Genomic DNA, 15,796 nt, shown 5'->3' with positions numbered 1-15,796 from the left:
GGAATTTGTGCGACAGCACTTCGACAGCCTAAAGCATAGGATGTGATAAGAGGTCTGTCCTGTTAACCGGATCGCAGATTTTCCCTTGGTTCGCTAATCATCAGATTTTGAAGGGATATCCTGAAAACGTTATAAATTATCATATACAATTCTGTCAAAAAGTGTAAATCCAGCGTAGATATTCGGGCAGAAGTGAACGTTCTGGTCTTTACTGGGTCTACTACATGCAATCAAGTTGCGTTCTGAATTTCGAGGCTGCCACCTTTGGCGGCTCGCTGAGCGCATGGATCAACGGGAGGAGCGTAAAAGAATGAGAATCTTCCAGCGTTATAACCCTTTGAAAGTGGCAAAGTACGTTAAGACCCTGTTTCGCGGAAGGCTGTATATCAAGGACGTGGGCGCATTTGAATTCGACGAGGGGAAAATCCTGCCGCCGAAGATTCGCGACAAGCGCCATTTCAGCGTGATGTCTGAAGTGAACCGTCAGGTGCTGCTGTTGCAGACCGAGATGGGGTGAGCACCTCGCTGACAGCGGTAAAAAAAATGCGGCCCCGATGGGGCCGCTGATGTTTTTGTCCTTCGCGTCGTCAGGCCGCAGGCGTGTCGTCCGGCGCTTTCGGCAGCACCGCCGCCGGCTTGTCGCTCAGCCGGGTGACCAGCAGCTGGTCTATCTTGTAGCTGTCGATATCCACCACTTCGAACTTGTAGCCGGCGTATTTGACGAAGTCGGTGCGTTTCGGGATCTTGCGCAGCATATACATCATAAAGCCGCCGATGGTCTCGTAGTTGCCCGCCTGCGGGAACTCGTCGATATCCAGCACGCGCATCACGTCGTCGATCGGCGTGCCGCCTTCAATCAGCCATGAGCTTTCGTCGCGCGCCACGATCTGCTCTTCCTGGCCCTGGCCGACCAGATCGCCCATCAGCGTGGTCATCACGTCGTTAAGGGTGATGATGCCCACCACCAACGCATATTCATTGAGGATCACCGCGAAGTCTTCGCCGGCGGTTTTGAAGCTTTCCAGCGCTTCGGACAGCGTCAGCGTGTCCGGCACGATCAGCGCCGAGCGGATCTGCACGCCACTGCTCAGCACCAGGCTTTGGTTGCCCAGCACGCGGTTCAGCAGGTCTTTGGAATCGACGTAGCCGACCACCTGATCGATATGGCCGTCGCACACCAGGAACTTGGAGTGCGGGTGAGTCGAGACCTTCTCCTTGATGCTCTCTTCGCTTTCGCGCAGATCGAAGTACACCACGCTTTCGCGCGAGGTCATCGAAGACGGCACGGTGCGCGATTCCAGTTCGAACACGTTTTCAATCAGCTCGTGCTCCTGCTTGCGCAGCACGCCCGCCAGGGCGCCGGCTTCCACCACCGCATAGATGTCATCGGAGGTGATGTCGTCTTTACGCACCATCGGCAGCTTGAACATGCGGAAGATCAGGTTGGCCATGCCGTTGAAGAACCACACCAGCGGGCGGAAGATCATGATGGAGAAACGCATCGGGTTGATGATCCGGACGGCGACCGTCTCTGGTGCAATCATACCGATGCGCTTCGGGGTCAAATCGGCGAACAGGATAAACAGGCTGGTCACCAGCACGAAAGAGCAGATGAAACTGACCTGTTCCGCCAATTCGGGCGACAGGAAACGATCGAACAACACCTTGAAAGTGGGCGAGAAAGCCGCGTCGCCGACGATACCGCCGAGGATGGCCACGGCGTTCAGGCCGATCTGCACCACGGTGAAAAAGATGCCAGGGGTTTCTTGCAGCTTGAGCACTCTGGCGGCGTTGACGTTACCTTCGTCAGCCATCAGCTTCAGTTTGATCTTGCGCGAGGCGGCCAGAGAGATTTCCGACAGTGAGAAGAACGCACTCACCGCGATCAGAAAAAGAATCAGTAAAATACTGTTTAACATAATCTATCCATACGTGCCGACGGGATGCCGGCGCTCTTGAGGAAGGGTAGTACATAGTAAAAAAAGCAGCGATAACAACCAGAAGGGAAGCTATCGGGCCGCAGAAGCGGCCCGCATAGTATAGCAGTTGCCCCACAGGGGCCGCCAGCGGTTAAAAAAGTGCCGCCGGCCGGCATCAAATCAGCCCTGCGGCGGCAGGCAAACGCCGATGCCGCCCAGCCCGCAGTAGCCTTCCGGGTTTTTGAACAGGTACTGCTGGTGATCGTCTTCCGCATAGTAGAACGGCAGCGCCGGTGCGATCTCGGTGGTGATGGCGCGCTTATCGCCCGCCGCATCCATCGCCTGCTGGAAGCGTTGCAGGCTGCTTTCCGCCTCGGCCTGCTGCTCTGGGTTCAGCGTGTAAATCGCCGAGCGGTACTGCGTGCCGACGTCGCCGCCCTGGCGCATACCCTGCGCCGGATCGTGATTTTCCCAGAACACCTGCAGCAGCTGCTTGTAGCTGACGACCTGCGGATCGAACACCACGCGCACCACTTCGGCGTGGCCGGTCTGGCCGCTGCACACTTCGCGGTAGGTCGGGTTCGGCGTGTAGCCGCCGCTGTAGCCGGCGGCGGTGCTGTAGACGCCCGGCTGTTGCCAGAACAGACGCTCAACGCCCCAGAAACAGCCCATGGCGAAGATCGCCACTTCCATGCCGGCCGGCACCTGAGTCATCGAGTGTTCGGTGACGACGTTGAGCGTTGCGACAGGCATTGGCGTGGTGCGGCCAGGCAGCGCGCTTGCCTTATCGACGGTTTGTGATTTATCAAAAAATGGCACCACGGTTGACTCCTGTTGTCACAGTAAGAATTGACCCTACATGGCGGCGGTTCGGTTGTATCTCACCGCGTCTTTGCCCACAATAAGCGGCAAGTGGGATTTTGTATAAGCTTAACGCAGTATTTTGAGCGCCAAAAGTGAAGAATTCGCCTGTTGCGCGGCGGTGGCAAAGCGCGGCGGGCGGCGTCCGGAAGAAGGTTGAAGAGGGCTGCCGTCATGATAGCGCGGAGTCTGCCCTGGCCCCGGAGCGAACACCATAACAGGACAGTAAAATCAATAAGGAGAACACGTGCCAAAGTACCCGGTCATGTGCTTGATATCTGTGTTGCTTGCGGCACCTGCAGCCTATGCGGCGAACGTGCGGCTGCAGGTGGAGGGGTTAAGCGGAGAGTTGGAAAAAAACGTCCGGGTGCGGCTGTCGTCGATCACGCCTGAAGAGGTCGGCACCGACGGCCGCTTCCGCGCACGGGTGGACGAGGCGGTGCGCCAGGGGCTGCGCGCGCTCGGCTATTACCAGCCGACCATCGAGTTTACGCTGGACGATCGGCCGGGGATGTCGCGCCCGGTGCTGCATGCCAAGGTCAATCCGGGCGAGCCGGTGCGCATCGCCGGCGCCAACATCGTGCTGGAAGGCGGCGCAAAGACCGATGAGGACTACCTGACGCTGGTAAAGAAGGGACGGCCGACCATCGGCGAGATCCTCAACCACGGCAAGTATGACAGTTTCAAAGGCTCGCTGACCGGCCTGGCGCTGCGCAAAGGCTACTTCGACGCCGACATGACCAAAAGCCAGCTCGGCGTGGCCGAAGATCTGCACAAGGCATTTTGGGATATCGATTTCAACAGCGGCGAACGTTACCGCTTTGGCAAGGTGAAATTCACCGGTTCGCAAATCCGCGAAGACTATCTGCAAAATCTGGTGCCCTTTCATCAGGGGGATTACTACAGTTCGGAGGATTTGGCCGAGCTGAACCGCCGTTTGTCCGCCACCAACTGGTTCAACTCGGTGGTGGTGTCCCCTGATTTCAACGATGCCAAAGAGAACAAGATTTTGCCGTTGGACGCGCTGGTGACGCCGCGCACGCGCAACACCGTCGAAACCGGTATCGGTTATTCCACCGACGTCGGCCCGCGGGTGAAAGGCACCTGGAAAAAGCCCTGGCTCAACGATCGCGGGCATAGCCTGGAAACCAGCGCCAGCGTGTCGGCGCCGGAGCAGCAGCTGGATCTGACTTACAAGATCCCACTGCTCAAGAACCCGCTGGAGCAGTATTACCTGCTGCAGGGCGGGCTCAAGAACGTCGATCTTAACGACACCAAATCCGTGACCTCCAAAGTGGTGGCCTCGCGCAACTGGGATCTCTCCAGCGGCTGGCAGCGGGCGATCAACCTGACCTGGCGCTGGGATAACTTTACCCAGGGCAACGTCAGCAACACCACCATGCTGCTGTACCCCGGCGTCAGCTTCAACCGCACCCGTTCGCGCGGCGGGCTGATGCCGACCTGGGGCGACAGCCAACGCTATTCCATCGACGTGTCCGACACTTCCTGGGGCTCCGGCGTGGACTTCGCGCTGATGCAGGCGCAGAACGTCTGGATCCGCACCCTGGCCGACAAGCATCGCTTTGTAGCGCGCGGGCAGGTGGGCTGGATCGAAACCAACGACTTCGACAAGGTGCCGCCGGATCTGCGCTTCTTCGCCGGCGGTGACCGCAGCATTCGCGGCTACAAGTACAAAGACATTTCGCCGCGCGGCGACGACGGCAAGCTGACCGGCGCCTCCAAGATGCTGACCGGCTCGCTGGAGTATCAATACAACGTGACCGGCAAATGGTGGGGGGCGATGTTCGTCGATTCCGGTGAAGCGGTGAACGATATCAAGCAGAGCAACTTCAAGACCGGCGCCGGCGTAGGCGTGCGCTGGCAGTCGCCGGTGGGGCCGGTGAAGCTGGATATCGCCGCGCCCGTGGGGGACAAGGACACCCACGGGATGCAGTTCTACATCGGTTTGGGGCCTGAACTATGAGCCTGGTTAAAAAGATTTGCCTCGGATTTCTGGTCATTCTGCTGTTGCTGATCGGCGGCCTGGCCTTCCTGGTGGGGACCACCACCGGTTTGCATATGGTCATCAACGGCGCGGCGCGCTGGGTGCCGGGGCTGGAGATCGCCGGCGTCAGCGGCGGCTGGCGCGATCTGACGCTGAAGGGCGTGAAGTATCAGATGCCGGGCGTGACGGTCAACGCCGGGCAGTTCCATCTCTCCCTCGATCTCTCCTGCTTTAAACGCAGCTCGCTGTGCGTCAACGCCTTGACCGCTCAGGACGTGGACGTGGCGGTGAACACCAAAGAGATGGCGCCCTCCGCGCCGGTGGAGGAGAGCAGTGAACCGACCACCAATCTCAGCACCCCTTATCCGATCACCCTGCGCCTGTTGGCGCTGAATAACGTCAAGGTCACCGTCGACGACACCGCCATTTCTCTGGCCGAGTTCCGCACCGGCGCGCAGTGGCAAGAGCGCGCGCTGACGCTGATGCCGACCAAGATCGGCTCGTTGCTGATCGCCTTGCCGAAAACGCCGCAAAATCCGTTGCCGGAAGCGGTGCAACCGGCGGTCGAGGTGGCGAAAAAGGTCGGTGAGCAGGTTACCGACGCGGCGAAACTGGCGCCGCAGCCGGAGGAGAAGCCGCTCGGCGAAACGCTGAAGGAACTGTTCGCCAAACCGCTGTTGCCGGATCTGCCGGACATCCGCCTGCCGCTGGATATCACCGTGAAAGAGATCAGCGGCGAACAGCTGCGCTTGACCGGCGATACCGACGTGCTGATCACAAGCCTGTTGCTGCAGGCCAGCACGCAGGATCAGCATATCCAGCTGGACAACTTCGACGTGAAGTCGCCGCAGGGCACGCTGTCGGTGCAGGGGCAGGCGACCCTGACCGGCGACTGGCCGGTGGCCCTGACCGCCAACAGCGCGTTGAACATCGACCCGTTGAAGGGCGAGAAGGTGAAGCTGAACATCGGCGGCGGGTTGCGTGATGAGCTGAAGGTGGCGCTGAACCTGTCCGGCCCGGTCGGCGCCCAGCTCGATGTGCAAACCCGGCTGGCCGAAGCCGGCCTGCCGCTGGCGCTGACGCTGCAGAGCAAACAGCTGAAATGGCCGCTGAGCGGCGAGGCACAGTACCAGGTTAACGATTTCCGCCTGCGCTTTAACGGCAAGGCGACCGACTATGCGCTGTCGACGCGCGCCAATCTGAAAGGCCAGGATCTGCCGCCGGCGGTGCTGACGCTGGACGGCAAAGGCAACGTCGAGCAGTTCAAGCTGGAGCGCCTGCGGCTGGCGGCGCTGCAGGGCAATACCGATCTCACCGCGCTGGTGGACTGGAGCAAGGCCATCAGCTGGACCTCGCAATTGACGCTGAGCGGCATCAATACCGCCAAGCAGTGGCCGGAATGGCCGGCGAAACTCGACGGCAAGATCACCACGCGCGGCAGCCTGCACGGCGGCAGCTGGCAGCTGCAGGTGCCGGTGCTGCAGCTGGACGGCAACGTGAAGCAGAACAAGGTCACGGCGCGCGGCACGCTGAGCGGCAACGCCGCCGGGCAGTGGAAAATCCCCGGCATCGATCTGACGCTGGGGCGCAACCAGCTGAACGTCAAAGGACAGCTGGACGAGAAGAACTGGAACCTGGACGCCAATATCGACGCGCCGCGTCTGGACGGCGCGCTGCCGGGCCTCGGCGGCACCGCCAAAGGGCTGCTGAAGCTGCGCGGCAATCTGCAGGCGCCTCAGCTGCTGGCGGATTTGACCGCCTCCGGTTTGCAGTGGCAGGCGCTGCGCATCAACCGCGTGAAGATCGACGGCGACGTGCGCTCCACGGATCAGATCCAGGGGCAGCTGGCGGTACGCGTCGAGCAGCTGAAGCAGGACGCGCTGGAGGTCAGCCTGCTGACCCTCGACGCCAAAGGCAGCGAGAAGCAGCATCAGCTGCAGTTGAAGATCGACGGCAAACCGGTCTCCGGCCAGCTGGCGCTGCAGGGCAGCTTCGATCGTCAGCAGCAGCGCTGGCGCGGCAATCTGAACAATACCCGCTTCGATACGCCGGTGGGGGAGTGGCGCCTGACGCGCGCCATTGCGCTGGACTACCTGAACACCGCGCAGAAGATCAGCGTCGGGCCGCACTGCTGGCAGAACCCGAACGCCGAGCTGTGCGTGCCGAAGACCATCGAAGCCGGCCAGAGCGGCCAGGCCAGCGTGGTGCTCAACCGCTTCGATCTGGCGATGATCAAGCCGTTCCTCGGCCCGGAGACCGCCCTGAGCGGCGTGTTCACCGGCCGGGCCGACGTCAGCTGGAAACCGGGCGGCGCGCTGCCAGAGGCGAAGGTCACGTTGGCCGGCAACGGCGTCAAGGTGGTGCAGCAGGTGCAGGGCAACGCGCTGCCGATCGCCTTCGATACGCTGACCCTCAACGCCGGCCTGAACAACGGCCGCGCGCAGGCCGACTGGCGGATCAAACTGACCAACAACGGCCAGTTCGACGGCAATATCCAGGTGGCGGATCCGCAGGTGCGGCGCACCATCAGCGGCAACGTCAATATCACCAACATTTCGTTGGCGCTGATTAACCCGGCGCTGATGAAGGGCGAAAGCGCGGCGGGCATGCTGAACGCCAACCTGCGTCTGGGCGGCAGCGCGCAGAAGCCGCTGGTGTTCGGCCGTCTGGCGTTGGATCGGGCGAAGGTGCAGGGGCACTGGATGCCGTTCGATATGACCGACGCGCGGCTGGCGGTGAATTTCAACGGCATGACCTCGACGCTGGAAGGGCTGCTCAGCACCACGCGCGGCCAGCTGAATCTGGCGGGCGATGCCGACTGGCGTGACATCAACGCCTGGCGCGCGCGCATCGCCGCCAAGGGCGACAAGCTGCGGGTGACGGTGCCGCCGATGATCCGCATCGACGTGTCGCCGGATCTGGTGTTCGAAGCCACGCCGCAGCTGTTCTCGCTCAACGGCAAGGTCGACATCCCTTGGGCGCGCATCACGGTGCAGGAACTGCCGGAAAGCGCGGTGGGCGTCTCTTCCGACGAGGTGATGCTGGACGATCAGCTGAAGCCGATTCAACCGAAGACCGCCTCGATCCCGATCAACAGCAACCTGATGATCCACGTCGGCAACGACGTACGGCTGGACGCCTTCGGCCTGAAAGCCCGCCTGAAGGGCGATTTGAAAGTGGTGCAGGACAAGAAAGGGTTGGGCCTCAATGGCCAGATTGACATCCCTTCCGGTCGCTTCCATGCTTATGGTCAGGATTTGATCGTGCGTAAAGGGCAGCTGATGTTCTCCGGCCCGCCGGATCAGCCGCTGCTCAATATCGAGGCGATCCGCAACCCGGAATCCACCGAGGACGACGTGACCGCCGGCGTGCGCGTGACCGGCCTGGCGGATGCGCCGAAGCTGGAAGTGTTCTCCGATCCGGCCAAATCGCAACAGGAAGCCCTGTCTTATCTGCTGCGCGGTCAGGGCTTAAGCAGTTCCGGCGCCGACGGCAACGCCATGACGTCGATGTTAATCGGCATGGGGGTTGCACAAAGTGGTCAACTTGTGGGTAAAATCGGCGAGGCATTCGGCGTGAGTAATTTGGCTCTGGACACTCAAGGGGTTGGCGACAATTCCCAGGTTGTCGTGAGCGGCTATGTCCTCCCAGGCTTACAAGTAAAATATGGGGTGGGCATTTTCGACTCGCTGGCCACGCTGACGTTGCGTTATCGCCTGATGCCTAAGTTGTATCTTGAAGCGGTGTCTGGTCTCGACCAGGCATTAGATTTGCTCTATCAGTTTGAGTTTTAGCGATGCGAATAATTGTCTACGGCAGTTTACGGCGCAAACAGGGAAACAGCCATTGGATGACCAACGCCCAATGGCTCGGCGAGCACGAGCTCGAAGGCTATCAGATTTATAATCTGGGCCATTACCCGGCGGCGATCCCTGGAGAGGGCACGATACATTGCGAAGTGTATCGTATTAACTCATCGATTCTGGCAGAGCTGGACGAACTGAAAAGCAACACCAAGGACTATAAGCGCGAGCTGATTCAGACGCCTTATGGGAGTGCGTGGATCTACCTGTATAAACACAGCGTGGACGGTTACCCGCGAATTACCAGCGGTGACTGGCTGAAACGCCTCGAAGATCAGTAATAAAAAAACACCGCTCAATGAGCGGTGTTTTTTCATCGGACGGCGGCGAAAATTACTTCTTGGCGGCGCGTTCGAAGGAGGCGATGATTTCCGCTTTAGCTGCGGCAGCGTCTGCCCAGCCTTCCACTTTCACCCATTTGCCTTTTTCCAGATCTTTGTAGTGCTCGAAGAAGTGAGCGATCTGGGCTTTCAGCAGTTCCGGCAGGTCGTTCACGTCTTTCACGTGATCATACTCTTTGGTCAGCTTGCTGTGCGGTACCGCAACCAGCTTGGCGTCTTCACCGGCTTCGTCGGTCATTTTCAGCACGCCAACCGGACGGCAGCGGATCACGGAGCCCGGCTGCAGCGGATATGGGGTTGGGACCAGCACGTCAACCGGATCACCATCCAGAGACAGAGTGTGGTTGATGTAGCCGTAGTTGCATGGGTAGAACATCGCGGTGGACATGAAACGGTCAACGAACAGCGCGCCGGTTTCTTTGTCGATTTCGTATTTGATTGGATCGGCGTTGGCCGGGATTTCGATTACTACGTAGATGTCTTCCGGCAGGTCTTTGCCAGCTGGGACCAGATTCAAGCTCATGTCGGTTTCCTTTAATCATCAAACCAGAAATGGAGTGGCGGCTATTATAGCGGACTCTTTTGCGATTTCCTGCCCTTTTCATCGTCGAAAACCCAGTGTCTCTGCGCGCGGAGAATTTCCAGATTAATCCCGCCGCGGCATGAAGTTTTGCCTCCGCCTGCCGATAACTTCAACAAACAATAATGAGCCAGCAAAGCTGGCTCCGCGTTTTGCCACCCCTACTACGTCTGATCTCACTATTCTGAAGCCGGGAAGAACTCATGCTAAAAAAGATTACGGTGAAGGCTGGGCTGATCGCCCTGCTGAGCCTGATGACCATGCTGCTGATCATGGTCAGCGTTATTGGCGTCAACGCGATTAACGAAGGATCGCGCTCGATCCATACCTTGAACCAGATCCTCGGCGAAGAGCTGGGCTCGCTGGCCAACAGCTCCAACCTGACGCTGCGCGCCCGAACCGCCGCTTCGCTGGCGGTGCGCCAACGGGAGATCGGCCAAACTGATGTCTCCGACGCCACCGTCGGCCGCATCTACGGCTACCTCGAGCAGTCGAACAAGGAAATGGCGCGCTTTGTCGGCGTCGGCACCGTGACCGAGCGCGGCCGCGAACTCTCCAACCGCCTGCAAAACAGCTATCGCGCCTATCTGGAGCAGGGCGTGAAGCCGATGGCCGCCGCCATCAAGGCCGGCAAGATCGATGAGTACTACCATATTCAGGAGACCCGTATCTCTGCGTTGAGCATCGCGTTTGAAAAGGATCTCAGCGATTTCCGCAGCTTCGCCATGAAGCTCGGCGAGAAGCAGGTGTATGACGCGGAAAGCAACGCCAGCACCAAGATCTCGCTGATCGTGGTGGCGGGCCTGCTCAGCGTGCTGCTGGCGGTGCTGGCCTGGTTTGCGTTGCGGGTGATCATTTTGCGTCCGCTGGATGAGTCCATCGCGCAGCTGGAATACATCGCCGGCGGCGATCTGACCCATGAGATCCGCGGCGAGGGCGATACCGAAATGGGCCGCCTGGTGCGGGCGATGCAGCGCATGCAGCGGGCGCTGGCCAATTCGGTCAGCAAAGTGCGTGACGCCAGCAGCCAGATCGACACCGGTTCACGCGAACTGGCGGCCGGTAACCTGCATCTGGCGCAGCGCACCGAAGAATCGGCCGCTTCGCTGGAAGAGACTGCCGCCAGCATGGAACAGCTGACCTCGACGGTGAAAATGAACGCCGAGAACTGCGAGCAGGCCAATCAGCTGGCGCTGAGTGTGTCCGATATCGCCAACCAGGGCAGCGACGTGGTCAGTCAGGTCATGAGCAAGATGCAGGCGATCACCGACAGTTCACGCCGCATCGCCGATATCATCAGCGTGATGGACGGCATCGCCTTCCAGACCAATATCCTGGCGCTGAACGCGGCGGTGGAAGCGGCGCGCGCCGGTGAACAGGGCCGCGGTTTCGCGGTGGTGGCCGGCGAAGTACGCAATTTGGCGCAGCGTAGCGCCCAGTCGGCGAAAGAGATCAAAGGGTTGATCGAAGCGTCGCAGAACCGGGTGCAGGAAGGCGAGCAGATGGTGGAGTCGGCGGCGCAGACCATGAGCGGTATCACCGGTGAAGTGGGCCGGGTGACGGCGTTGATGCGTGAGATCTCGGCGGCGACGCGCGAACAAAGCAGCGGTATCGAACAGGTGAACCTGGCGGTGGCGCAGATGGATCAGGTGGCGCAGCAGAATGCGGCGCTGGTGGAAGAGTCGGCGGCGGCGACGCGCTCGCTGGAAGATCAGGCTCAGCTGCTGGCGCAGAGCATGGCGGCGTTCAAGCTGTAAGGCGATAAGGGTTCGGCGCGGCGCCGAACCCTTGCCAGTAACGCGTTACTCGTCCGGGTTTTCGGCGATGAAGCGTTCTGCGTCTTCTACCATCGACTTAGTGCCGACGAAGAATGGCGCGCGCTGGTGCAGTTTCACCGGCGTGATGTCCAGAATGCGATTTTTGCCGTCGCTGGCCTTACCGCCGGCCTGTTCGGCCAGGAACGCCATCGGGTTGCATTCGTACAGCAGGCGCAGCTTGCCTTGCGGGTGGCTGGCGGTGCTTGGGTAGATGTAGATGCCGCCTTTCAGCAGGTTGCGGTGGAAATCCGCCACCAGAGAACCGATGTAGCGCGAGGTATAAGGGCGCTGCGTCGCTTCGTCCTGCTCCTGGCAGTACTTGATGTATTTCTTCACGCCGAGAGGGAACTTGATGTAGTTGCCTTCGTTGATGGAATACATGTTGCCGCTCGCCGGGAAGCGCACTTTCTCGTGAGAGAGACAGAACACGCCCAGAGACGGATCGTACGTGAAGGCGTGGACGCCGTAACCGGTGGTGTACACCAGCATGGTGGACGAGCCGTAAACCACGTAACCCGCTGCGACCTGGGCGCTGCCCGGCTGCAGGAAGTCTTCTTCGGTCACCGGCGTGCCGACCGGCGTGATGCGACGATAGATAGAGAAAATCGTACCGACCGAGACGTTGACATCGATGTTGGACGAACCGTCCAACGGATCCATCAATACGACATACTTGGCATTTTCAGCTCGCTCGCCGTCGAATATCACGATTTCATCTTCTTCTTCGGAAGCGATACCCGCAACTTCACCACGCGCTTTCAACGCCGCTTTCAGTTTTTCGTTCGCGTACAGGTCCAGTTTCATCTGAACTTCGCCCTGTACGTTGGACACCCCGCTGGTCCCCAGAATATCAACCAGGCCGGCCTTGTTGATGTCGCGGTGGATGATTTTGGCGCCCAGTTTAATTGCAGAAAGTAACGCGGTCAGCTCGCCGGTGGCGTGAGAGAAGTCGTGCTGTTTCTCGACGATAAATTCGCCTAACGTTTTCATGACACAATCCCTGAATCTACGGATGGATAGCGGCCTGTTAACAAACCGCCAACGTTTTCGCGTGCAGTGTAGCCCAAAGATGCGCGCCATTCATAGGCAAATCCATTTCTTCTGGACGATTCTGAGCGTTAGAATATGCCGACATTCGATGCACTCACATGAGAAACCTATGCGCATTCACATTCTTGGGATCTGTGGCACCTTTATGGGCGGGCTGGCGATGCTGGCGCGCTCACTGGGGCATGACGTCACCGGTTCGGACGCCAACGTCTATCCGCCGATGAGCACGCTGCTGGAGAACCAGGGGATCGATCTGATTCAGGGTTATGATCCCGCCCAGCTGGATCCGGCGCCGGATCTGGTGATCATCGGCAACGCCATGACGCGCGGCAACCCGTGCGTGGAGGCGGTGCTGGAGCGCGGTATCCCTTACGTTTCCGGCCCGCAGTGGCTGCACGACGCCGTGTTGCGCGATCGCTGGGTACTGGCGGTCGCCGGCACCCACGGCAAAACCACCACCGCCGGCATGGCGACCTGGATCCTCGAAGCCTGCGGCTACCAGCCGGGCTTCGTCATCGGCGGCGTGCCGGGCAACTTCGACGTCTCGGCTCGCCTCGGCGGCAGCCCGTTCTTCGTGATCGAGGCCGACGAGTATGACTGCGCGTTCTTCGACAAGCGCTCCAAGTTCGTGCACTACAGCCCGCGCACGCTGATCATGAACAACCTGGAGTTCGACCACGCCGATATCTTCGACGATCTGAAAGCCATTCAGAAACAATTCCACCACCTGGTGCGTCTGGTGCCGGGCAAAGGCAAGATCATCCTGCCGGACAACGACAGCCACCTGAAGCAGGTGATGGCGATGGGCTGCTGGAGCGAGCAGGAGCTGGTGGGCGAAGAGGGCGCCTGGCGCGCGCAGAAGCTGACGCCGGACGCCAGCCATTACGCGGTGTTCCTCGACGGTGAGCAGGTCGGCGAAGTGAAGTGGGCGCTGGTGGGCGAGCACAACATGCATAACGGCCTGATGGCTATCGCCGCGACCCGTCACGTCGGCGTGCAGCCGGCGGACGCCTGCCGCGCGTTGGGCGATTTCATCAACGCCCGCCGCCGTCTGGAGCTGCGTGGCGAAGCCAACGGCGTCACGGTTTACGACGATTTCGCGCACCACCCGACGGCGATCCTGGCCACTCTGGCCGCGCTGCGCGGCAAGGTCGGCGGTACGGCGCGCATTCTGGCGGTGCTGGAACCGCGATCCAACACCATGAAAATGGGCATCAGCAAAAACGATCTGGCGCCTTCGCTCGGCCGTGCCGACGAAGTGTTCCTGTTCCAGCCGCACCACATTCCGTGGCAGGTCGCGGAAGTGGCGGATGCCTGCGTGCAGCCGGCGCATTGGAGCGCGGATCTCGACACGCTGGTGGAGATGGTGGTGAAAACCGCACAGCCGGGCGACCACATTCTGGTGATGAGCAACGGCGGTTTCGGCGGCATTCACGATCGCCTGTTGGACGCGCTGGCGAAAAAGCAGGAACCGAAGGTGACCTACTGATCGCTTAGCCGCATAAGCCAACCTAAGGGCCGCATTCGCGGCCTTTTTTACGCCCATAAAAAAGCCCTCGCGAGCGAGGGCAACGGGGTTCGTCGGATAGGACGACGAGAGGGTCTCTGGGAAATCGGCGTTTGCGTCAGAACTCGGCAGTGGCAGTGACGAGGGTAATCAGCTCTGCAAAGCCGTTCCCAGAGTTGTTATTTGTAAATCTCGGCGGTGGCGTGGTAGTTGCCTTCGTTACGGGCTTCGATCACGCGGTAGGCGGTCGCGCCTTTCGCGTCGGCTTTCTCCGACAACGCCTGGCGAATGTCGGTCGGCGCGCCGTCGATGCCGCTGACGGTAATGGTGCCGATAGATTGCAGATTGGCGGTCTGATCGTTAGTCACCAACTGGGCGGCAGACGCACCGAAGGAGATGACGGACAGCAAACCGAGTGCAGCAACAGTAGTTTTCATGTTCATGATAGCGATCCTTGGTCATAACAGCCTGGAAGGGCTTGGCAGCGATTTTTATTCTTGAAGGCCGTTATGACAGCGTTTGATTCCAGAGATGTATTGCCCGTTGCCGGGTAATGCCGTTACTTATTTGTAGATTTCAGCGGTCGCGTGGAAGTTGCCGTCGTTGCGCGCTTCGATCACGCGGTAAGCGGTCGCCCCTTTGGCGTCGGCTTTGTCGGACAGTGCCTGGCGAATGTCGGAAGGCGCAGCGGCGACGCCGCTCACGGTGATCACACCGGCGGGCTGCAGTTTTGCGGCCTGGGTTGCATCAACAGATTGTGCTGCGAATGCACCAAAGGAAAGCATGGACAGAACGCTCAGGGTTGCAACGGTAGCTTTAATTTTCATCATCTCACCTCATCGTATTCTTTTATCAGTTCCAACGAACTGTGATTCAGTTCACGAAAATGAGTATACAGCTAGTAACGCGAAAAATTAATAGTTCGCTAACAGTTGCTAGTGAAACTTTAACCTCATGATCCTTATTTTTTATAACCGTAAGGAATAAAAAACGCTCATAAAACGATCTTTTGATGTTAAATTTATGTAATTTCAATAAGGTAAGTGATTTTGACCAAAAGTGCGGAAGATCACAGTGGGTACTGCTGGTTACATGGAGATGTCATGGAAATGTGTTGTTGCGGGATAAAAAAGCAGTGTTAAACGCGGTTGAAGGCTGGGAAGGTAACGCGAGGGTTAAAGAAGCGCTAACAAAATGCGGTTTACAGCCGCACTTTGTTAGCGCCAGGTTTCACAGCTCTTGTTCGAACACGCCCAGGATCGCTTCATGCAGCTTCTGAGCGGTAAAGCCGTTGGACGGGGTGACGAAAATCGTGTCGTCGCCGGCAATTGTGCCGAGGATACCCTGGGATTTACCCAGTGAGTCGAGCAGGCGGGCGATCAGCTGTGCGGCGCCCGGGCTGGTGTGGATCACCACGACGGCATCGTTATGGTCGACGTCGAGCACCAGATTCTTCAATGGGCTGGTGGTGGTCGGCACGCCGAGTTCGGCAGGAAGGCAATACACCATTTCCATTTTGGCATTGCGCGTACGTACCGCGCCGAACTTGGTCAGCATGCGCGATACTTTGGATTGGTTAATGTTTTCGAAGCCTTCTTCTTGCAGCGCCAAAACGATCTCGCCTTGAGAACTGAATTTTTCTTCTTTCAATAACGCTTTGAACGTCTTGATCAGATCTTCCTGTTTTGCGGGATTACGCATTTTGCACCGTGGAATGTTGATAGTGGAAGTCATGATTATGCATATAGATGAATTTTTATGCAACAAAGGCCGCCCCAAAGAAAATAAAAATGACCGGACGGCGAGGAAAGGGCGGCATTTTAACAAAATCCGGCCGCGATGAATATGCCCTT

At 59.1% G+C, this 15,796-nt stretch carries 13 protein-coding genes; 6 read left to right on the top strand and 7 right to left on the bottom strand.

Annotated elements, in window-relative coordinates; translation table 11 throughout:
- Window positions 1-310: 310 nt before the first annotated feature.
- Window positions 311-517: a DUF1107 domain-containing protein gene (locus tag L085_RS02100; RefSeq protein ID WP_004933604.1), complete on the top strand. Its 207-nt coding sequence runs from the start codon at window positions 311-313 to the stop codon at window positions 515-517.
- A gap of 70 nt (window positions 518-587) precedes the next feature.
- Here the strand turns inward: L085_RS02100 and L085_RS02095 are convergent, their stop codons facing one another.
- Together L085_RS02095 and msrA are read right to left on the bottom strand one after the other, a co-directional pair.
- Window positions 588-1,919 carry a hemolysin family protein gene (locus tag L085_RS02095; protein WP_004933603.1) on the bottom strand — a complete coding sequence of 444 codons (1,332 nt, stop codon included), beginning with the start codon at window positions 1,917-1,919 and terminating at the stop codon, window positions 588-590.
- Between the two features lie 180 nt (window positions 1,920-2,099).
- Complete coding sequence (gene msrA, locus L085_RS02090) at window positions 2,100-2,738, bottom strand: peptide-methionine (S)-S-oxide reductase MsrA (RefSeq protein WP_144240713.1); 639 nt, start codon at window positions 2,736-2,738, stop codon at window positions 2,100-2,102.
- 289 nt (window positions 2,739-3,027) lie between these two features.
- Here msrA and L085_RS02085 point away from each other — a divergent pair, with 289 nt between their 5' ends.
- The 3 genes from L085_RS02085 to L085_RS02075 are packed head-to-tail and all read left to right on the top strand — an operon-like array spanning window position 3,028 to window position 8,929.
- Entirely contained in the window at window positions 3,028-4,764 is a 1,737-nt protein-coding gene (locus L085_RS02085; RefSeq protein ID WP_028127570.1) for an autotransporter assembly complex family protein, read from the top strand.
- Complete coding sequence (locus L085_RS02080; protein ID WP_044029877.1) at window positions 4,761-8,579, top strand: translocation/assembly module TamB domain-containing protein; 3,819 nt, start codon at window positions 4,761-4,763, stop codon at window positions 8,577-8,579. Before L085_RS02085 ends, L085_RS02080 begins: the two co-directional genes overlap by 4 nt.
- 2 nt (window positions 8,580-8,581) lie before the next feature.
- Complete coding sequence (locus L085_RS02075) at window positions 8,582-8,929, top strand: gamma-glutamylcyclotransferase (protein WP_004933596.1); 348 nt, start codon at window positions 8,582-8,584, stop codon at window positions 8,927-8,929.
- Window positions 8,930-8,981: 52 nt separating this feature from the next.
- Here L085_RS02075 and ppa read toward each other — a convergent pair whose 3' ends face one another.
- Window positions 8,982-9,512 (bottom strand): inorganic diphosphatase, encoded by a 531-nt coding sequence (gene ppa, locus L085_RS02070; RefSeq protein WP_004933594.1) that lies wholly within the window; start codon window positions 9,510-9,512, stop codon window positions 8,982-8,984.
- Between the two features lie 260 nt (window positions 9,513-9,772).
- Here ppa and L085_RS02065 point away from each other — a divergent pair, with 260 nt between their 5' ends.
- A complete protein-coding gene (locus L085_RS02065; RefSeq protein ID WP_021504930.1) occupies window positions 9,773-11,326 on the top strand; it encodes a methyl-accepting chemotaxis protein in 1,554 nt (517 codons plus the stop codon).
- A gap of 45 nt (window positions 11,327-11,371) precedes the next feature.
- Here the strand turns inward: L085_RS02065 and fbp are convergent, their stop codons facing one another.
- Window positions 11,372-12,376 (bottom strand): class 1 fructose-bisphosphatase, encoded by a 1,005-nt coding sequence (fbp, locus tag L085_RS02060; RefSeq protein ID WP_004933587.1) that lies wholly within the window; start codon window positions 12,374-12,376, stop codon window positions 11,372-11,374.
- Between the two features lie 169 nt (window positions 12,377-12,545).
- Here fbp and mpl point away from each other — a divergent pair, with 169 nt between their 5' ends.
- The gene (mpl, locus tag L085_RS02055; protein WP_044029874.1) at window positions 12,546-13,925 is read left to right on the top strand and encodes a UDP-N-acetylmuramate:L-alanyl-gamma-D-glutamyl-meso-diaminopimelate ligase; all 1,380 of its coding nucleotides are present in this window, start codon (window positions 12,546-12,548) and stop codon (window positions 13,923-13,925) included.
- A 197-nt stretch (window positions 13,926-14,122) separates the two neighbouring features.
- Here the strand turns inward: mpl and yhcN (L085_RS02050) are convergent, their stop codons facing one another.
- The 3 genes from yhcN (L085_RS02050) to argR form a co-directional block, all read right to left on the bottom strand.
- Entirely contained in the window at window positions 14,123-14,386 is a 264-nt protein-coding gene (gene yhcN, locus L085_RS02050) for a peroxide/acid stress response protein YhcN (RefSeq protein ID WP_004933578.1), read from the bottom strand.
- Window positions 14,387-14,506: 120 nt separating this feature from the next.
- Window positions 14,507-14,770 carry a peroxide/acid stress response protein YhcN gene (gene yhcN / locus L085_RS02045; RefSeq protein ID WP_004933574.1) on the bottom strand — a complete coding sequence of 88 codons (264 nt, stop codon included), beginning with the start codon at window positions 14,768-14,770 and terminating at the stop codon, window positions 14,507-14,509.
- Between the two features lie 403 nt (window positions 14,771-15,173).
- A complete protein-coding gene (gene argR / locus L085_RS02040; RefSeq protein WP_004933572.1) occupies window positions 15,174-15,644 on the bottom strand; it encodes a transcriptional regulator ArgR in 471 nt (156 codons plus the stop codon).
- Window positions 15,645-15,796: the final 152 nt, after the last annotated feature.

This window comes from Serratia sp. FS14, from assembly GCF_000695995.1.
Taxonomy (GTDB): domain Bacteria; phylum Pseudomonadota; class Gammaproteobacteria; order Enterobacterales; family Enterobacteriaceae; genus Serratia; species Serratia nematodiphila.
Note: the sequence above shows the minus strand (reverse complement) of the source record. Positions and strands in the feature narration are given on the sequence as shown.

What these genes read in the sequence shown, in the direction of transcription:
- L085_RS02100 (WP_004933604.1), top strand. Translation starts at nt 311, where the DNA reads ATGAGAATCTTCCAGCGTTATAACCCTTTGAAAGTGGCAAAGTACGTT.
- L085_RS02095 (WP_004933603.1), bottom strand. Translation starts at nt 1,919, where the DNA reads ATGTTAAACAGTATTTTACTGATTCTTTTTCTGATCGCGGTGAGTGCG.
- L085_RS02080 (WP_044029877.1), top strand. Translation starts at nt 4,761, where the DNA reads ATGAGCCTGGTTAAAAAGATTTGCCTCGGATTTCTGGTCATTCTGCTG.
- L085_RS02075 (WP_004933596.1), top strand. Translation starts at nt 8,582, where the DNA reads ATGCGAATAATTGTCTACGGCAGTTTACGGCGCAAACAGGGAAACAGC.
- ppa (WP_004933594.1), bottom strand. Translation starts at nt 9,512, where the DNA reads ATGAGCTTGAATCTGGTCCCAGCTGGCAAAGACCTGCCGGAAGACATC.
- L085_RS02065 (WP_021504930.1), top strand. Translation starts at nt 9,773, where the DNA reads ATGCTAAAAAAGATTACGGTGAAGGCTGGGCTGATCGCCCTGCTGAGC.
- fbp (WP_004933587.1), bottom strand. Translation starts at nt 12,376, where the DNA reads ATGAAAACGTTAGGCGAATTTATCGTCGAGAAACAGCACGACTTCTCT.
- mpl (WP_044029874.1), top strand. Translation starts at nt 12,546, where the DNA reads ATGCGCATTCACATTCTTGGGATCTGTGGCACCTTTATGGGCGGGCTG.
- yhcN (WP_004933578.1), bottom strand. Translation starts at nt 14,386, where the DNA reads ATGAACATGAAAACTACTGTTGCTGCACTCGGTTTGCTGTCCGTCATC.
- yhcN (WP_004933574.1), bottom strand. Translation starts at nt 14,770, where the DNA reads ATGAAAATTAAAGCTACCGTTGCAACCCTGAGCGTTCTGTCCATGCTT.
- argR (WP_004933572.1), bottom strand. Translation starts at nt 15,644, where the DNA reads ATGCGTAATCCCGCAAAACAGGAAGATCTGATCAAGACGTTCAAAGCG.